This is a genomic window from Chryseobacterium sp. SG20098 (assembly GCF_031844745.1).
GTDB lineage: Bacteria > Bacteroidota > Bacteroidia > Flavobacteriales > Weeksellaceae > Chryseobacterium > Chryseobacterium cucumeris.
On record NZ_CP134622.1, the window covers coordinates 4086632 to 4105184 of the forward strand.

The following is an 18553-nucleotide window of genomic DNA, read 5'->3' on the forward strand; positions in this document are numbered from 1 at the left end:
TTCGCTATCTAAAAAAGAAAAACCTGCAGATGGGTCTACAGGTTTTATTTTAGGGCTCAAAATATTTTATCCGTTGGTCATTGCAGTATATTCACTTACAAGAAAGCTGAAATAATCCCACTCCACAGAGTTCTTAGGATATTTTTTCATGAAATCCTGATTATCTCCAAAAAGAAAATCATAATTGTCTTCAAAATCATCTTTATGCAGCCACATTACCTTGTTGCCCTTTTTTACATAGTAAGATTTGATAACACCGCCTCCAAGCTGTGGAGATCCCATTACAGAAAAACCTGTTGTTTCTTTAGCCCTGGGATCGTGGTATACTGAAATAATATCATCAAAACCTGGATTGATAACCTGCATCAGAAATTCCTTATCATCTTTTTTGTTCTTTAGGGACACAGTCTGATTTATAAAATAAATTCTGTCATTATTGGTGTTTTTCGTCAACTTCTTAGTTCCGAAGTTTCTGATATTCCCCATGTATTTTGCCACTTTTGCAATCTTCTCTGCATTACTCGGATACACATACATCTCATTGATCTGATCAGCATTGAAAGTAGTATTCTTTTTGGTGATACTGTCTTTGATAGCAACTTCATAGATCTGTCCTTTTTTTGTTTCAATCTTATTACAGAAACCTTTGTAGGTAGTTCCGTCTTTTAAGATAATGGTAGATGTTTTCTTAGGTGATGGCGTATTAAAACCTTCATTAAAAAGGTAAGTTTCCATTTTTTTGATATCCTCTTTAGAATATTTTACTTTCTGCGCGAAAGCTGTCGTGCTTGCTACACATACAGCAAGGAGTAGAGTTTTCAGTCTCATGTATTATTGTTTTTAATTTTCGGGGCTAAAAGTAGTAAATTATTTCGCTTGTTTTATAAAAATATAGAAGATTGAAATTTAGCTTTTCCAATTATTGTTAAATGCGTAATTTTAAGGAAATTTTTTAGAAATGATATACGGAGTAGATGTTTTTACTTTCCATGATGTTCTGGAAATATGTAAAAAACCTAATAAAGCCAAGCTAAACAAAGCGGCAAAAGAACAAATTTTAAAATCTCAGAAAAACGTACAGAAAATAGTAGAGTCAGACAGATGCGTATATGGAATCAATACAGGATTCGGACCATTGTGTGATACTAAAATTTCAGCGGATGAAACCGCTCAGTTACAATATAACCTTATCATTTCTCATGCGGTGGGCGTAGGGAAGCCAATTGATAAAGAGCTTTCCAAGATTATGATGATTGCCAAAGTACATGCTCTTTCGAAAGGATTTTCAGGAGTTTCCCTGGAAGTTATTGAAAGAATGATTCTGATGCTTGAGAAAGATATCATTCCGGTAGTTCCTGAACAAGGATCTGTAGGAGCTTCAGGAGACCTTGCTCCATTAGCACATCTTGTACTGCCTTTACTTGGTTTAGGACAGGTTTGGGAAGGAAATCAGGTTTCTGATACCATTGAGGTTTTAAAAAAACATGACCTTGAACCATTAGCTTTAGGTCCAAAAGAAGGATTAGGATTAATCAATGGTACGCAGTTTATCCTTGCTCATGCGATCAAAGGACTTGAAAAATTTGAATACTTATTAGATCTTGCTGATATGACAGCTGCAATGAGTCTTGAAGCGTACAGAGGTTCAGCAAGCCCATTTAAAAAAGAACTTCACGAGATCAGACCTTTTGAAGGCAGTAAAAAAGTTGCGGCAAGAATGCTTAAGTTCTTAAAGGGATCAGAAAATATGAAAGCTCATGAAGATTGTGAGAGAGTTCAGGATCCTTATTCCATGAGATGTGTACCGCAGGTTCATGGAGCCAGCAGGAATGCTTTTGAGCACCTTAAAGGAATGGCTGAAACAGAATTGAACTCTGTAACAGATAACCCGATTGTCCTAAGCGCTGAAGAATCTATTTCAGGTGGAAACTTCCACGGACAGCTAATGGCATTGCCTTTAGATTATGCTACATTAGCAGCTGCAGAGCTAGGGAATATTTCAGACAGAAGAAGCTACTTATTATTAGAAGGAAAATATGGACTTCCAAGATTATTAACGGAAAGCTCAGGATTGAATTCCGGATTTATGATCCCTCAGTACACTTCAGCTGCCTTGGTTACAGAAAATAAAACATTATGTTTCCCGGCGTCGGCAGACTCTATTCCTACAAGTTTAGGACAGGAAGATCATGTTTCTATGGGAAGTATTTCAGGAAGAAAATTCAATCAGGTTCTGGGAAATCTTGTTAATATTCTGTCTGTTGAGCTTATGTTTGCCGCTCAGGGACTTGAATTTAGAAGACCTGCGAAATGCTCTAAAGTAATTGAAGAAAACTTTGCGATTCTTCGTTCTAAAGTTGCCAAGCTGGAAGATGACAGACTTATCGGTAAAGATATGCTGGCCATTGCAGAATTGATCAATGAGAGAAAGTTTATTGTTGATGTAAAATAGAAGATGAAGAAAGGTATTATTTTGTGCTTCTTTCTGATTGGGATAAATACTTTTTCTCAGTCAAATGAAGCAAAATTGAGAGAACTGATCACTTTAACAAGATCAGATCGGATGTTGTCGGCAGGTTTTCAACAGTTTATGGACCATTATAATAATATGTATAAAGATTTACCGGATAATTTTTGGGATGAGTTTAAAAAAGACATGTCTACTGATAAAATTTTCGCGTTGTATATTCCTGTCTATAAAAAGTATTTTACTGATGCAGATGTTGATGAACTCATTAAGTTTTATAAAACTCCAGCAGGTCAGAAAATGATTGAAAATATGCCAAACTTAATGAAAGATTCAATAGAACTTGGAACTAGTTATGCAGAAGCTTTAGATAAAAGGGTTAAAGATAAATTGAATAAACATTATAATTTTCAAAATCCACCTCCACCGGCTCCATAAAAACAAAGGCTTCCGAAAGGGAGCTTTTCGTTTTTCTAATCAATAATGCCGGGTTTAAACCTTATAGGTTTCAAAAACCTATAAGGTTTGATTTTATGCACATTCATCTTTTAATCAAATAAAAAATGCACATATACAGAACAGATTCCAGCCATAAAGATTTTCAAAATCTGGTAAAATCCCTGGATGCCGCTTTAGCCGAACATAATGGAGAAAATGATGACTTCTTTGCTCAGTTCAATACAATAGATACTATCAAAAACTGTATCGTAGCCTATATAGATGATATTCCCGCAGCCTGCGGAGCATTCAAACCATTTTCAGAAGATACCGTAGAAATAAAAAGAATGTTTACCCATCCTGATTTCAGAAAAAAAGGATTAGGTTCCGCTATTGTGAAAGAACTTCAAAGCTGGGCAACAGAATTGAACTTTACAAAAGCTGTATTGGAAACTTCAAGGGATCTTAAGAGTGCCATCTCGGTGTATGAAAAAAGTGGTTTTTACAAAATACCTAATTATGGGCAATACATTGGAGTTGAGCAGAGTGTGTGTTATGAAAAAGCATTATAATTTAATATTCCTGTAATGGTAAATTTACTTTTTTAAAGTTTTTAATTCCCGTTAAAGTGTTATATTGTGGTCTCAACCAAAATTATAACATATGAAAAAAACTGTATTCCTACTGGCAATATTTTTTGCCTTAAACTCGTGCACCAGGGAAGATCTTCAGAACGAAAATGTCAAAACCGAAATGTCCCAGAAAGATCCGTTGACTGCAAAACAAATCAACGAAAGGATCAATCAGGCGATTAAAACGGACGGTACTTTCAATTGGAAGAATGAATCCGATCATTTCGTATGGAGTGCTATTTTCCGCGGAAATAAAATGGTTTCTATCGGTTTTGGAACTTCTAAAGATGATTTCGACAGAAGTAAATCTCCAAACAGCAATGATATCGAAAAAGAAATTCTTTCTGTGATCAAAAAATATGAAGGAAAAGACGAAAGAAATTTCCTTCTTCTTTCAGATCAGTATCTTAATCAGATGGACGTTGTGATTGAAAATGAGGAAACTGTTTCCGCACTTCGCCAAATGAAAAACATCCGATATGTAGAACCTGCAGATTATCATTATTTTGAATTTGAAGCTCAATATAATGCAGCTGCAAAATCTTCAGGAAGTGGTTCATCAGGATGCGGATTTTCATCATCTACACTAAGTACAGCAGACTATACTTCAACGACACCAAGTGCAAAAATACCGTGGGCTTTCACTAAACACAGCATTCCTGAAGCCTGGGGCTATAGTACTGGAGCAGGCGTAACCATTGGACTTATTGATACAGGTGTTTCGCCTGAACAGACTCTGTTGGGAGGAAGTTTTAATAATGGTGCTTCTTCAGGCAGAACAATCAGTAAATATGGAGTATATAATTCTGACGGATCAGGAGATCAATGCGGACACGGAACGAAAATGGCTTCCGTAATGGCCGCTCCGAGAAATAATGCAGGATTACCTGTAGGAGTAGCTTATAATGCCAATCTGATCGCTTACAGAGCTGCAGAAAATGTTGTTCTTGAAACTTCCAGTGAACAGACTGCTGTAAAGACCGCTTTCACAGAATTGGGTAACAATACGAATGTGAAGATCATTTCTATGTCAATGGGACATGTTTTCTCTGTCGGGAAAATTGAAGACGGTGTGAAATATGCTTATTCTAAAGGAAAACTGATCTTCTGTGCTGGAGGTACTTCTACCAGTTTCACTAGTTTTGTCGGAGTAATTTTCCCTGCATCCATGCCGGAAACTCAGGCTATAACGGGAGTGAAAGAAAATACTTCCAATCAGAAATGTGATGTGTGCCACTCGGGAAGTCAGATTGATTTTACCTTTCAGATGGAGAGACCTTCAGGAAATACTGTTCCTGTATTGAGCTATTACAATGGTCAGGCAGATTATGTGGGTGGTTCTTCAGTGGCTACAGCAGCTACAGCGGGAATTGCAGCATTGGTTTGGGCTAAAAATCCATCATGGACGAGAGATCAGGTACTCAATAAAATGAGACAGGCAGCTACCTATTATCCTAATGTAAATTCAAGCTATGGCTATGGAAACATTAATGTTCTGAAGGCTGTACAGTAAATAATATCCTTATCAAAAGAAAAGGAAAATATCTCACCTGAGGTATTTCCTTTTTATTTTTAATATAATAATCGGTTCCTGATGCTAATCTCCTAATTGATAATCAAGAGGAAGCATATTTTCAATTTTATTTTTTGAGAAATCACCTTCATTAATAAGTTGATCAGGCATTGTAATATTACCTTCCTTTGAAACTTCGAATGATTCTCCATCAGAATGCAGAAATGATGATAATATACTTTTGTCTGTTCTTTTAACAAATTCTTTTCCTTTAAGTTCATAATAAAACTTAGGATAGTTGACCTGCAGGATATCTTTAAATTCAAGAAAAACATGTCCTTCTTGTCTTTTAACATAATCTGAATCAGGGATTTTAGTTTTTACAATAGCCAGCATGTACGGGCTCTGAGTATTTTTTCTACGGGCAATTTCTCTGATATTTTCAGGAATCGTATGTAAATCAGGTTGGGTTACGAGGTCCAGATAATTTTTTAAAATATTTAATTCTTCTTCTGAGGGATACTTTGGATTAGGAACTCTTACCACCTGATTCACTGTAAAACCTGCCTCAGTAATTTTATTCTCATAGATACTTCTGAAAAAATGAAGCTGACTGCCTTCGTAAGCATTCATACGGTTTAATTTCACCTTATCCGTATTTTTTGTCTCTTTAAAAAAACTGGTCCCGGAATAATTAATCATTTTAGTATTGAAATCCGAAGAAAAAGCGATCAGATTATAATTGATTTCATAGCCAAGATTTTTATTTTCAATAATGAGTGTATTGGGGGCTTTTACTTTCAGAATCTTATTCTTTTTGTCGTAGGAGAACTTTAAAGATCTTTGATTTTTGATTTTCACATCATCACGATTATTACCTATAAAAGTGTCCAGAAAATAATTGATATAGTTCTGATAAGCTTCGGAAGTGTAGGGAACCAGTCTTATTTCTTCAATAGCATTGGTTTTGGTCAATACCACTTTTAAAGTCTTGTTGATGATATCCGGTAATCCGATGGTAAAGGTTTCATAATCTTCTTTTTGAAAAACAAGATTTCCATATTTCTGAGCAGAAACATGTAATGTGAAACTTCCGTCTTCTTCTGAAACGGCTCCTGTTTTCGTCCCGTCAAGATAAATGTTAACCCCAGAGATCCTGTGGCCGGTATCATCCACCACAGTTCCTTTTACCATTTGTGCGGAAAAAAGGGAAGTGGTGAGTAAAAAAAATAGTAATACTGTTTTCATGGTAAACAATATTACTAAACTTTTAGTGATAAACAAAAGAAGAATTTACCCGATTCTTACACTTGTCATACTCAATGACCCACCAATAAGTTCATCATTGAATAAATTAAGCTCTTCAGACTGATTTTTCAGACCTAAAGTATATAATAAAGGGAGATAATGATCAGGCGTAGGAACGGCGTATTGTAAGAAAGTTCCTTGTTTCTGATAATCAATAATATTCTGAAAGTTACCGTCAAGTAGCCAGTTGTTGGTTTTTTCACGGGCTTCTATTGCCCAGTCCCAGCCGGCTCCCACTGTATTTATATTTTTCCAGTCGATGAGGCGGAGGTTATGAACAATATTTCCACTTCCGATAATAAGAATACCTTTTTCACGAAGTTTGTTCAGCCTTTTGGCAAGATCGTAATGATACTGCGGAGGTTTTGTATGATCAATACTCAGCTGTATCACCGGAATATCAGCATCGGGATACATATGTTTGATAACTGACCATGCTCCATGATCTAGTCCCCAGCTATGATCTTCTTCCGCATCTACAGGTAGAAGAAGTTCTGCCGTTTCTCTTGCCAGTTCCGGATTTCCCGGAGCAGGATACTGCACATCAAAAAGGGCTTCGGGAAAACCGTAAAAATCATGAATGGTTTTCGGCATATCCATTGCGGTTACAAAAGTTCCGTCTGTATACCAGTGGGCAGAAATACAAAGAATTGCATTAGGTTTTGGAATTTCTGAGGCTGCTTTCCGGAAACCTTGTACAAATTGATTCTCTTCAATGGCATTCATTGGTGAACCATGTCCGAGAAATAAAACAGGCATTCTTTGTGTACTTTTAAAACCGTCACTTATGTTTTGGAGATCGTTGAGGTTCATAAATATTGAAGATTATAAAAAAATAAAAGGTTCAAGGCTTTTAGAAAAATCCCCGAACCTTTTATGCTATATATTAATTTACTATGCCTGTTTTACAAACTGTAATTCACCAGCTACTTTTACATCATCGCTTACCATTACACCTCCTGCTTCAAGAGCGGCATTCCAGTTTAATCCAAAATCTTTTCTGCTGATTTTTCCTTCAAAAGAGAAACCTGCTTTTGTATTTCCCCATGGGTCTACATTGATTCCTCCAAAATCTACATCAAGATTTACAGGTTTTGTAATTCCATTGATGGTAAGATTTCCAACGATAGAGTTATTTAACGCCTGAGATTCAAAAGTGATGGTAGGGTGTAGTTCAGCATTGAAGAACTCTGCAGACTTTAAGTGGTTATCTCTGTCTGTATTGTTAGTGAATACAGAATCTGTCTGGATAGTAGCAGTAGTTTTTGCATTTGCAAAGAATTCGTCTTCAGATTCAATTTCAGCAGTGAAAGTTCTGAAGCTTCCTTTTACGTTAGAGATCATCATGTGTTTTACTTTGAAAGTAATTTCACTATGCGTAGGGTCTAAAATCCATTTTGTTGCCATTGTATTTTGTATTTTTTGTTTGTTATTAATGATGCAAATTTAGGACAGCGTACCTATACAAGTCATTGATATAGGATAAGAAATGAGATTTTTTTGTCAATGGTCAATTTTTGCTTCGCAAGTGAATGGTGAATGTATTTCAACATCCAATTGACAAGCATAGCGGATTGATAGTTCACGATTGACTCATTTAATAATCAATGGTGAATTTCGCTTCGCACGTGAATGGTGAATTTATTTCAACATCAATTGACAAGCGCAGCGGATTGACAGTTCACAATTCATTATCCAAGTTCCTTTTAAAAATTCTACTATTAAGTTAAGAAATAATTCCTTTGAATGCATGAGTTCCATTTTATGAATGTTTTAATTTAACATTTCTTAACGAATGGTTTTTATTTCTTATTTTTGGAGGATTCAATTTTATACAATGAAATTACATAAATTTTCTTTATTGATGCTGGTTTTAGGCAGTTCAGCATTTGCCCAGACCCAGAAGTTTACCATGGCGGAGGCTGTAAATGGAATGAGAACAAACCTTGCTGTGAAAAATATCTCCCAGTTTTCATGGGCTGCAGATGGAAAATCTTATATTCAGGCCGTAAAAGGCGGCTATCTGATTACAGATTTGAAGACTAACAAACAGGACACTCTGATTTCATTGAGTCAACTGAACAGAAATCTTTCCAATGATAGGTTTAAAACTGTTCCCCCTATCAAATTTACAGGGAATTCCAATGGATATTTTACGACAGAGGGCAAAATGTCTTGGATTGAAAAATCCGGAAACGATTGGAAAATAAAAAGCACAGCTGCTATTGATCAGGATGCCGCCAACGTAAAAATGTTTGGTGATAACCAGACTTTTGCCTTCACAACAAAGAATAATTTATTTGTCAACAGAAACGGAAAAACCATTGCTGTAACCAATGAAACGAATGAAAATATCATTAGCGGACAGGCGGTTCACAGAAATGAATTTGGAATTGATACAGGAATTTTCCCGGCTCCAAACTCTGAGAGTGTAGCTTTCTATAAAATGGATCAGAGCATGGTAGCAGATTATCCGATCATTGACTGGTCTGTAACTCCGGCTGTAAATCATAATATTAAATACCCAATGGCTGGCCAGACTTCTCATCAGGTAACATTAGGTGTTTTCAATATTAAAACACAATCTACTACTTTCTTAAAAGTAGAGGGTGAAAAAGACCAATATCTAACAGCTGTTACCTGGAGTCCTGATTCAAAATACATCTTTGTAGGGGTTCTGAACAGAGGTCAGAATCATATGAAAATGAATCAATATGATGCTGCGACAGGAGAATTGGTGAAAACTTTATTTGAAGAAACAGATAGTAAATACGTTGAGCCACAGCATCCACTTACTTTCTTCCCGAACTCTAATACAGACTTTATCTGGCAGAGCCAGAGAACAGGATATAATCATTTGTTCCATTATAGTCTTGAAAAAGGACTGGTAGCTCAGATTACAAAAGGAGATTGGCTGGTAACTGATATTTTAGGATTCAATGAAAAGAAAAAGGAGATCTACTTTACATCAACAAAAGAGACTCCTTTGGAAAGACATTTATACAGAATCAACTGGACCAACTTCAAAATGCAAAAGCTTGATAATGCAGAAGGAATGCACATCGGAACTTTGAGCGGCGATGGGAATTATCTGTATGATGCTTACAGCAATGCGAATTCACCGAGAGTTGCCAACATTATCAATACAGCTAATTTAAAAACTACGAATATCCTTACTTCTGAAAATCCATTAAAAAATTATCAGAGACCGGAAATTAAAAACGTAACTTTAAAAGCAGATGACGGAACTCCTTTGTATGGAAAGATTATCCTTCCAACCAACTTTGATCCGAACAAAAAATATCCAACCATTGTTTATCTGTATAACGGACCACACTTACAGCTGATCACCAACAGCTTCCCGGCTTCAGGAAATCTTTGGTATGAATATATGGCTCAGAACGGATACATCATCTTCACAATGGACGGAAGAGGTTCTTCTAACCGTGGAATGAAGTTTGAGCAGGCTGTATTCAGAAACCTGGGAACTACAGAAATGAACGATCAGATGAAAGGAGTAGACTACTTAAAATCTCTTCCTTATGTAGATGGAGATAAAATGGGAATTCATGGATGGAGCTTCGGAGGATTTATGACGACAAGTTTCATGCTTCGTAAGCCGGATGTATTCAAAGTTGGTGTAGCAGGAGGACCTGTAATCGACTGGAGCATGTACGAGATCATGTACGGAGAAAGATATATGGATACTCCGCAGGAAAATCCACAAGGTTATGCAACAGCTAATCTTCTTGATAAAGTGCAGAACCTGAAAGGAAAATTACTGATGATCCATGGCGCTCAGGATGATGTAGTCGTATGGCAGCATTCTATTAAATTCATCAAATCTGCTGTTGATAACGGAGTTCAACTGGATTACTTTACCTATCCAGGACATCCGCATAATGTGATCGGGAAAGACAGAGTTCACCTGATGCAGAAGATCACAGATTATTTTGATCAAAACCTTAAAAAATAAAAAAAAGAAGATGTACCTCAATTAAATGATGTGGTTGAGAATCGTATATATGAAAACCTTTCATGTTAAGGTATATAAAATTCCATAAAAAAGGCCGTTCTCACGAGTTGTGAGACGGCCTCTTTTGTTATTAATTTTTCTTAGATTTTCTTATATGTCAGAGACATGTTGGCTCCGTTGTTAACAAATGAGATTGTTCTTTTAGTTTTATCAAAATAATCAACTTTAAAACGAGTTGTATTTTTTCCAACGGTTATGTTAAGAATCTGTTCATTATCGTCCTTCGCTAATTCCCATTTACCTTTGTTGGTACTTTTTCCAATTGTAGCTTCAAAACCGAAATCTTGGCTGAAGGTTTGAAATACCTTGTCACTGCCAAAAATAGATTTTATGTCTTGTGGCTGGTCATTAATAACAGTTTCTACAAGTTGCCATTTTCCTACTAATTCTTTTGCTGTTTGAGCTTTAAATATGCCTGCTAAAGAAAGGCATACCATTACAATGTACTTTTTCATTATTTGAATTTTTAATTACATGACAAATATACAAATAAATCTCATAGATTTTATCACTAAATACTTGATAATGAATAATTTAAATTATTAAAATTGATTTATGTGAATTAATTTTAAATGTTTTAAAAAAGATGAAATTATTTTTTTTAAAACATTATATTTTGTTGATTAATTATATTGTTGTCCAGAGTTTCTTATACCTCACTTTATAGAATCTCATGGATGGATCTTAACAAACATCAATGTTTTTGATTTTCCATAATGGTAACTTTGTGTTACTAAAATCAACAATATGGAATTAGGAATAGGAATGTTCGGTGATCTGGCTTTTGACCAGTCAACCGGGAAATATAGAGATGCAGGAATTAAGATCCGTGAGATACTGGATCAGGTAAAATTCATGGATGAGGTGGGAATTGATGTTTTCGCGATGGGAGAACATCACCGTCCGGATTATGCTGTTTCCTCCCCGGAGATTGTTTTGGCTGCAGCAGCAAGCATTACAAAAAATATAAAACTGGCGAGTGGAGTAACTGTTTTAAGTTCTTCAGAGCCGGTAAAAGTATATGAAGATTTTTCAACACTGGATTTAATTTCAGACGGAAGAGCAGAGATCTTTGTCGGACGTGGAAGTTTCATCGAATCATTTCCTTTGTATGGCTATTCACTGAATGATTATGAACAGTTATTTGACGAAAAATTAGAATTATTATTGAAAATCAATTCTGAAGAAAATGTAAGCTGGTCAGGAAAACTTCGTGCACCGATGCAGAATCAGACGGTATACCCAAGAGCAAAAAATGACGGAAAACTTTCCATCTGGAGAGCCGTTGGTGGAACTCCTCAGTCTGTTTTAAGTGCAGCCCGGCTTGGAATGCCTTTAGTGGTAGCCATCATTGGAGGTATGCCGATCCAGTTTAGAAATCTGATCGAATTCTATAAACAGGAGTACCAAAAAGCAGGACATGATGTTTCGAAAATGCAGATCGCAATCCACTCCCATACTTTTGTGAGTGATGACCAAAAAGTGGTGGATGGGTATTTCCATAATTATAAATCTCAGATGGATAGGATTGGAGCTTCCAGAGGATGGGCACCTTACACAAAAGCACAGTATGATGGAGGAAGAAGCAAAGACGGTGCGTTATTCATCGGCAGTCCGGCAGAAGTAGCAGATAAGATTGCTTATATGAAAGAGATTTTCGGAATTACAAGGTTTATCGGGCACATGGATGTGGGAGATCCTGCTCATGATGTGATGATGAAGTCTATAGAATTGTTTGGAAATGAAGTGAAACCTGTTATAAAAGGACTGTAACAGGGAAGTTTTTGAGGTGCAAAAGCCACAAAAGAACAAATCTTTTGTGGCTTTTGTTATTTACAATATATTGAACTAAATAATTTCAATGATACTTCCTCTTTCTTCATCTTTAATAATGTTGAGCGCCGTTGGAATTTTCTCTTTCAGCTCTTCAACGTGCGAAATAATTCCTACAACCCTGTTTTCTTTCATCAGATTGGTGAGCGTTTCAAAAACAATATTCACTGATTCTGTATCCTGAGTTCCGAAACCTTCATCAATAAAGAAGAAATTCTTATCTGCCTGTGCATTGGCCTGAACACTTTCTGCCAGTGCCAGAGCAAGACTCAATGATACTTGAAAGGCCTGTCCTCCGGAAAGCGTTTTTACACTTCTGCTTTTTCCTTCGTTGAGGTAATCGATGATTTCAAAATCGTTATTTTCATTTAGCTGAAGACTCAGCTGGTTTCTCGTCATCCGGTGAAAACGTACATTGGCATGATCACAAAGCTGTCTCAGATAAATAGACGAAACATATTGTACAAAGCCTGCTCCTTTAAACAAATTCATCATGATCTTCAGATTTTCCGAACGTTTCTGAAGCTTTGCCAGTTCTTTCAGAAGTTCCTCCTTTTTCACAAATTCCTTTTCCAGACGGTCTATTTCAGCGGTTTTTGTAACTACAGAATCATTGATCTGTTTTTGTTCGGTTTGCGCTTCATTAAATTGCTTTTCAGTCAGAGAAAACTGTTCATTATCGAATGAAAGTCCCTTCAGCTTTAATTCAAGCTCTCCGATGAATTTCTTCAAAGCTTCAAATTCAACTTTGAAAAGCTGAACTTTAGTCCTCACCAGCTGAACATCAATTTCCTGAAGTAAAATATTCTCAACTTCTTTAAATTCTGTGAAATTTTGATCAGCCAATGCTTTGACAACTGCCTCTTCATTCCCTGAAATTTCCTTCTCCAGCTCTGTAATCTGCTTTTCAGATTGGCTTACAATAGCCTTTTGCTCTGCCAGTTTCGGAGAAAGAATTTTTTCCTGTTCTACAGTTTTCAGGTAATTTTCTTCAATCTCTTTATTAGAATAAGCAAGCTTCTGATACGATTCTTCAATTTCTTTTATTTCCTTTTGAGCATACAGATCCCATTCGAGAATTTTAAGACCGGAACGGCTGATATTAATTTGCTCCTGCTTCGAAACTTCTTCCAGACGGAAAGCTTCCAGAGCACTCTTATATTTTTCCAGTGTTTTGGATTCTCTGTCAAAATTTTCCCTTGCTAAAGCGATATTCCGTTCCGTTTCTTCAATCTTTTTCTCCAGCGTAAACGAGTCTGAGCGTTTTTTCTCAAATTCCTCTTCCTGGTTGGAAGCAAATTGTTTCCAGGTAAAATTCAGCAGATGATTTTCAGTATCCTTCTGAATCTGCTGCAGTATTTTTTGTTCCGAAAGAAGCTGTTCCTCAAAGATCTTTTTACGGTCCAGAATCTTGTCAATTTCAGCCTCCTGTTTTTGAAGACCAATAGTTTCCTGTTCCACGGAAGTTATTTTCTCCTGAATTTCCTTCAGCTCAGCATTCACATCATGAAATTCCACAATATGCGGATGCTCTTTAGAACCACAGAGCGGGCAGTTTTCTCCCTCATGAAGCTCACTGGCAAAACGGGAAAGCTCTTTTTGTATTTTGAGATGATCCAGTTTCTGGGAAAGTTCCTTTTTTTGAGTCTCTAAGGTTTCTTTTCTGATTGTGAAATCTTCTTTATAATTTTCGGTATAAGCAAAAGGCTTTAATTCTTCTTTAATTTCTCCAATCTGCTTTTGATGTTTCCCGATCTTTTCAGCTTGTTCCTGAAGCGATTTTTTAAAATTCTTTTGCTGAATAAACCAGCTGCCCACTTCAGAAAGCAGGGAAGAATCCAGTTTCTGTTCTTTTAAAGTTTTAATCTGTGCGGAAAGCTCATCAATGGTCTTTTGAATTTTCTCTTTATTAAGATCTACTTCTTTTACTTTTTCAGAGCCTTTTTGAGTTCTTTCATTAAGAACTTTGATTTCCTCAGAAAACGTAAGAATCTGAATGATAAGATTCAAATCATTTTCCTTAATTCTGGATTGCTCCAAAGCTTTAAATTGTGGTTCAAGAGCAGAAAGTTGTTCTTTGATGATAATAAAAGCCTTTTCTGTTTCCTGCTGGCTTTTGATCTGCTGTTCTTTCTCATTTCGCTTGTCCGAAATCTCTTTTGAAAGCTTATTTTTTTCAATAATCAACGGATTGAAAAGCCTGAAAATACGGTCGTATAATTCTGCCTGTGCTTCCAGAGCATCCATCTGGGGTTTTTCTTCTGAGAGTTTATTGAATTTTTCTTTATTCTGTTGTAAACTGTCAAAGTCACTTTTTAAGTTTTTCAGCTGTTGATAGGTCTGGGAAATCTTTTCCAGTTTTTCATTGGATTCAGAAAGCAGCTTCTGTTGTTCTGTCAGCTGCTCCTTCTGAATGTTGATTTTCTCTTCGTTGATTTCTTCAAAACCTTTCAATTGCCCTTCCAGCTGATCCAGTTCAGATCTGTTTTTTACATTAAGTGCTGAAACATTGTTCTGAAGGTCAAATTTTTGAAGATTAAAGATCTCCTTCATCATATTCGTTCTCTCTGCAGCACCTAATTCAAGGAATTCATTGAACTGTCCCTGCGGAATAATGATGGTCCTTTTGAAGTTGGAATAGCTTAATCCGATAATAGCTTCCGCATTGGAATGATTTAAAGGAATCCATTTTCCATTGATGTTCTCATAAAAAGTAACAGCATTAGGTTTTACTTCTTCAAATTTTTTGGAATTTCGTTTAAAATCACGGGTGGCACGGAACAATTTATTCTCATAATTTACAAAATCAAATTCTATATAAGAACTGTTTGATTTTAAATTCATCATATTATAAGCCCTTTTATCGCGCATATTCAGACGTTCCGTTTCACCGTATAAAGCAAACGAAATAGCCTCAAGAACGGATGATTTTCCTGAACCCACAGCCCCGAAAATCCCAAACAGCCCCGCCTCAGTAAGATTTCTGAAATCAATGGTCTGGCGTTCCTGATACGAGTAAAGTCCTTCGATAGTTAATTGAACAGGGATCATGGCTTATGCATTTAAAATTTCGTTAAACAAATTCATCAGTTCTTCATTGGCTTCCTGCCCGCCGTTTTTAGATTTAAAATAATCTTTGAATAAAATATCAATATCCTGACTCAAATTGATTTCATGGGTTTGACTTTCTCCCAATTCCAGATTTCTGACTTTTGGAATAAGGTGAACAATTCCGTTATGGGACTGATAAATTAATCTTCTTTCATCAGCTGTTAAAAAACTCTCGCTTTCCAGCGTAAGCTCAATAAATGTATTGGGATTTTCACTTAGCCATTGAACAGTATCTTCGATGGAACTAAATGTTTTTCGGACTAAAGCTCTGCCGCTTTTCAAGATTTTCTTTTCATAGGAAACTATTTTTCCCGGCTCTGCGTCAATGATGGAAACAAACTTCGTCTGTCCGGCTTCACTGAAACTGTAGCACAGAGGAGAGGATGAATAAATCACAGGTTTTTCCTTCTTTCCGATATTCTGAAAACCATGAAGGTGGCCTAATGCCGTATATTGAATCTGCTCGGGAATACTGTCCGAAAAAATCAAATCTGCGTTTCCTATCTTAATCGGCTTTTCTCCTTCCGGTTCTTCCAGAATTTCTGCCCCTCTTTTATTCATGTATAAATGAGCAGTCAGAAGATTCACTCCGGTATCATCGCAGAACTGATCTGCAAGATTTTTCCATTCCTGTGCAAGTACTCTGTTGATTTCTTCTTCTTTATTTTCACCAAAATATTCCTTTAAACGAACCTCATTCGCAAAAGGAGTATGAAGAATTCTTATCGGAAACGGTATGCTATCAATTTTCAGCTCTATAAAACCTTCTTTCGAGTTGGTAATGTTGAAATATTCTGTACCGAAAGGCACAATCTCCGCTTTGGGATGGCCGATTAAAATAATTCCGCATTCTCTTGCCAAAGGATCAGGAGCATTGATTAAGCTGGGAGAATCATGATTACCGGAAATAGCAATTACAGGACGTTTTCCGTTCAGGGATAAACGTTTTAATGTTTTATAAAAAAGTTCAGCAGCCTCTACACCTGGATTGAAATTATCGAAAAGATCACCGGCAATTAAAACCATATCAACGTTTTGTTCATCAGCAATCTGAACAATTTCATTCATAACCAAAACCTGTTCTTCAAGTCTTGAAAAACGGTCGAGGCGCTTACCCAAATGCCAGTCGGCAGTGTGGAGGATTTTCATAATTTAAATTTGAGAATTAAAAAGACTATATGCAGCGTAATTTTCAAGTTGTTTCGCAAAGAATTATTTTGCAGCTATTACAATGTAAAGATAGAGAATACTTCATTTAAAAAATTAAGGTTTCCTTACTTCGGATCAAGATAATTATGGCTTATTGTCAGCTTCTCTTGCTTTGAAATCTTCCCGGATTTGTTTTAACCTTGCTTTTCTTTCAGCTTCTGCATTTTGTATTTTACGTTTTTTCTGATCAATTTTCTTTTTATTTTTCTTCCTGTTCGCTTCGTTGTTTTTGCTCATGTTTTGTAACGGATAATTTTTATTGGTAAGGAATAACTTCTTCAAAAATAAGAAACAAAAAAGGAAGAGTGGTGTGGATTTCCATATAAACTTATAATCAATTAATTTTGTAAAAAAAAGATGGAACAGTCCAAAGATCCTTTACACGGAAAAAGACTTGATGCTATCCTGGAAGAACTTGTAGAATATTATCAAGGTTTTGAAAGGCTGGGCGAGCAGATCAATATTAAATGTTTTACAGATAACCCAAGCATAAGTTCTTCCCTTAAATTTCTGCGGAAAACACCGTGGGCCAGAACAAAAGTAGAGAGCCTGTATCTTTTTGTCCTGAGACAGAAAAAGAGGGAGGAGAACAGAAAAAAATAAAGCAGGGGAGTTATTATGTAAGTAATGTAAAGTAAAAAGGAAAATTATATTTCCTTATGCATTTCATAGCTTCATCTTCCATCTCCTATCTTTCAAGCTCATTGAATCATTTCAAAAAGAGTATATTTGTATGATTAATCGTGAGGCAAAATCACGAAAAAAAGAAAAAATATGACAATCGAAAACAATCACGTTGTAGCTGTAAAGTATATACTTCACACGATCGAACCAGATGGAAGTAAGATTCTTGTAGAAGAAACAACAACAGAAAATCCACTTACATTTTTGTATGGTGTGGGAATGATGATTCCAAAATTTGAACAGAATATCTTAGGTTTAAAAGCTGGCGACAAAGCGGCTTTTGTGATTCAGCCTGAAGAAGCTTACGGTGAAAGACAGCCGGATGCTATTGCACAGTTACCAGTGGAAATGTTTAAAGAATCAGGACTTCCGCCTGTAGGAGCTATTCTTCCTTTATCAGACAATCAGGGGAATAACTTCCAGGCTTTTGTAGTAGAAATTACTCCGGAAGTTGTGGTAGCAGACCTTAACCACCCGATGGCTGGAAAAGTATTAGATTTCGACGTGGAAGTTTTAAGCACTCGTCCGGCAACTGAAGAAGAGCTGGCGCATGGTCATGCTCACGGAATTGACGGAAACGAAGCTCACTAAAAATATAAATGCCCGATTTTTTCGGACATGTTTAGATAAGAAAATGAGCCACAGATAATCCTGTGGCTCATTTTTATTGATAAGATTATAATAGTTATTGGTTGCTTAGCATTACACTCCACCGGAGGGGCGGCGAAAATTCAAAGAATTTTTAACGGGGTGGTTTTATACGCAAAGCATCACTACATTATATTTTCTCAATCCGTTCTCTAATCCAAAAATTCCCCGGAAACATAATACCAGCGTTCGTGCATCTTCTGAAAAACAGAAAACTCATGATGAACTTGCGGATGCCCGTCCTGATCGGTATAATAAGCCTTAAATTCTACATGGTTTAAAGCCGGAGTTCTGATGATTTCCAATTTTGTCCATTGGTTGATCTCTCCCCATTCCTGCAGATCTTTTTTATTGTGGTATTTTCTTTTTCCCGGAAGAGTAGTTTCCATCAGGTATTCACCATTCGGAATGGCAAAAGCAGAAAATCTTGAGCGCATCAGAGCTTCAGCGGTAGGAGCATGTTTTTCTCCGGTATGATAAGGCTTGCAGCATTCTTCGTATGATTTTCCTGAACAGCATGGACAGTTCATATATTGTATTTTAAATTTTGAATGCAAAAGTAATGAATCTCGTTAGAAAGGAGTTCTGCCTATTTGAATTTTATAATGGAATTAATATGTTGAATTGTTATATATTCAATAGAAACGGGCTTTAGCCCGTTCAAAATAAATAAA

At 36.2% G+C, this 18553-nt stretch carries 17 protein-coding genes; 8 read left to right on the forward strand and 9 right to left on the reverse strand.

Annotated elements, in window-relative coordinates:
- Positions 1-66: 66 nt before the first annotated feature.
- A complete protein-coding gene (locus RHP76_RS18695; protein WP_117753117.1) occupies positions 67-828 on the reverse strand; it encodes a hypothetical protein in 762 nt (253 codons plus the stop codon).
- Between the two features lie 130 nt (positions 829-958).
- Here RHP76_RS18695 and hutH point away from each other — a divergent pair, with 130 nt between their 5' ends.
- The 4 genes from hutH (at position 959) to RHP76_RS18715 (ending at position 5050) form a co-directional block, all read left to right on the forward strand.
- On the forward strand, positions 959-2452 hold the full coding sequence (hutH, locus tag RHP76_RS18700; RefSeq protein WP_277693953.1) for a histidine ammonia-lyase: 1494 nt from the start codon (positions 959-961) through the stop codon (positions 2450-2452).
- Positions 2453-2455: 3 nt separating this feature from the next.
- Complete coding sequence (locus RHP76_RS18705) at positions 2456-2905, forward strand: DUF2059 domain-containing protein (protein WP_277693954.1); 450 nt, start codon at positions 2456-2458, stop codon at positions 2903-2905.
- A gap of 125 nt (positions 2906-3030) precedes the next feature.
- On the forward strand, positions 3031-3477 hold the full coding sequence (locus tag RHP76_RS18710; RefSeq protein WP_311228783.1) for a GNAT family N-acetyltransferase: 447 nt from the start codon (positions 3031-3033) through the stop codon (positions 3475-3477).
- Positions 3478-3568: 91 nt separating this feature from the next.
- The gene (locus RHP76_RS18715; protein WP_311228784.1) at positions 3569-5050 is read left to right on the forward strand and encodes a S8 family peptidase; all 1482 of its coding nucleotides are present in this window, start codon (positions 3569-3571) and stop codon (positions 5048-5050) included.
- A gap of 84 nt (positions 5051-5134) precedes the next feature.
- Here the strand turns inward: RHP76_RS18715 and RHP76_RS18720 are convergent, their stop codons facing one another.
- The 3 genes from RHP76_RS18720 to RHP76_RS18730 all read right to left on the reverse strand — a co-directional run bounded on the left by RHP76_RS18720 (position 5135) and on the right by RHP76_RS18730 (position 7765).
- The gene (locus RHP76_RS18720) at positions 5135-6298 is read right to left on the reverse strand and encodes a carboxypeptidase-like regulatory domain-containing protein (RefSeq protein ID WP_311228785.1); all 1164 of its coding nucleotides are present in this window, start codon (positions 6296-6298) and stop codon (positions 5135-5137) included.
- A 45-nt stretch (positions 6299-6343) separates the two neighbouring features.
- Positions 6344-7171, reverse strand: coding sequence for a 4,5-DOPA-extradiol-dioxygenase (gene ygiD, locus RHP76_RS18725; protein ID WP_311228786.1), 828 nt, complete (start codon positions 7169-7171; stop codon positions 6344-6346).
- 81 nt (positions 7172-7252) lie between these two features.
- Complete coding sequence (locus RHP76_RS18730; RefSeq protein ID WP_311228787.1) at positions 7253-7765, reverse strand: YceI family protein; 513 nt, start codon at positions 7763-7765, stop codon at positions 7253-7255.
- Between the two features lie 430 nt (positions 7766-8195).
- Here RHP76_RS18730 and RHP76_RS18735 point away from each other — a divergent pair, with 430 nt between their 5' ends.
- The gene (locus RHP76_RS18735; protein WP_288443636.1) at positions 8196-10334 is read left to right on the forward strand and encodes a S9 family peptidase; all 2139 of its coding nucleotides are present in this window, start codon (positions 8196-8198) and stop codon (positions 10332-10334) included.
- Between the two features lie 140 nt (positions 10335-10474).
- Here RHP76_RS18735 and RHP76_RS18740 read toward each other — a convergent pair whose 3' ends face one another.
- Positions 10475-10849: a hypothetical protein gene (locus RHP76_RS18740; protein WP_120233343.1), complete on the reverse strand. Its 375-nt coding sequence runs from the start codon at positions 10847-10849 to the stop codon at positions 10475-10477.
- 292 nt (positions 10850-11141) lie between these two features.
- On the opposite strand from RHP76_RS18740, the gene RHP76_RS18745 reads away from it, so the two are divergent.
- Entirely contained in the window at positions 11142-12167 is a 1026-nt protein-coding gene (locus tag RHP76_RS18745; RefSeq protein ID WP_311228788.1) for an LLM class flavin-dependent oxidoreductase, read from the forward strand.
- 75 nt (positions 12168-12242) lie between these two features.
- On the opposite strand, the gene RHP76_RS18750 is transcribed toward RHP76_RS18745, so the two are convergent.
- The 3 genes from RHP76_RS18750 to RHP76_RS18760 all read right to left on the reverse strand — a co-directional run bounded on the left by RHP76_RS18750 (position 12243) and on the right by RHP76_RS18760 (position 16784).
- Positions 12243-15278 carry an AAA family ATPase gene (locus RHP76_RS18750; RefSeq protein ID WP_311228789.1) on the reverse strand — a complete coding sequence of 1012 codons (3036 nt, stop codon included), beginning with the start codon at positions 15276-15278 and terminating at the stop codon, positions 12243-12245.
- A gap of 3 nt (positions 15279-15281) precedes the next feature.
- Positions 15282-16487 (reverse strand): metallophosphoesterase family protein, encoded by a 1206-nt coding sequence (locus RHP76_RS18755; RefSeq protein WP_311228790.1) that lies wholly within the window; start codon positions 16485-16487, stop codon positions 15282-15284.
- A 144-nt stretch (positions 16488-16631) separates the two neighbouring features.
- Complete coding sequence (locus RHP76_RS18760; RefSeq protein WP_002983641.1) at positions 16632-16784, reverse strand: hypothetical protein; 153 nt, start codon at positions 16782-16784, stop codon at positions 16632-16634.
- A 120-nt stretch (positions 16785-16904) separates the two neighbouring features.
- Between RHP76_RS18760 and RHP76_RS18765 the strand changes: the two genes are divergently transcribed.
- Both RHP76_RS18765 and RHP76_RS18770 read left to right on the forward strand, forming a co-directional pair.
- On the forward strand, positions 16905-17150 hold the full coding sequence (locus tag RHP76_RS18765) for a VF530 family protein (RefSeq protein WP_120233347.1): 246 nt from the start codon (positions 16905-16907) through the stop codon (positions 17148-17150).
- Positions 17151-17321: 171 nt separating this feature from the next.
- Entirely contained in the window at positions 17322-17822 is a 501-nt protein-coding gene (locus RHP76_RS18770; protein WP_062675624.1) for an FKBP-type peptidyl-prolyl cis-trans isomerase, read from the forward strand.
- A gap of 209 nt (positions 17823-18031) precedes the next feature.
- Here the strand turns inward: RHP76_RS18770 and RHP76_RS18775 are convergent, their stop codons facing one another.
- Positions 18032-18409 carry a YchJ family protein gene (locus tag RHP76_RS18775; protein WP_114820948.1) on the reverse strand — a complete coding sequence of 126 codons (378 nt, stop codon included), beginning with the start codon at positions 18407-18409 and terminating at the stop codon, positions 18032-18034.
- Positions 18410-18553 lie beyond the last annotated feature (144 nt).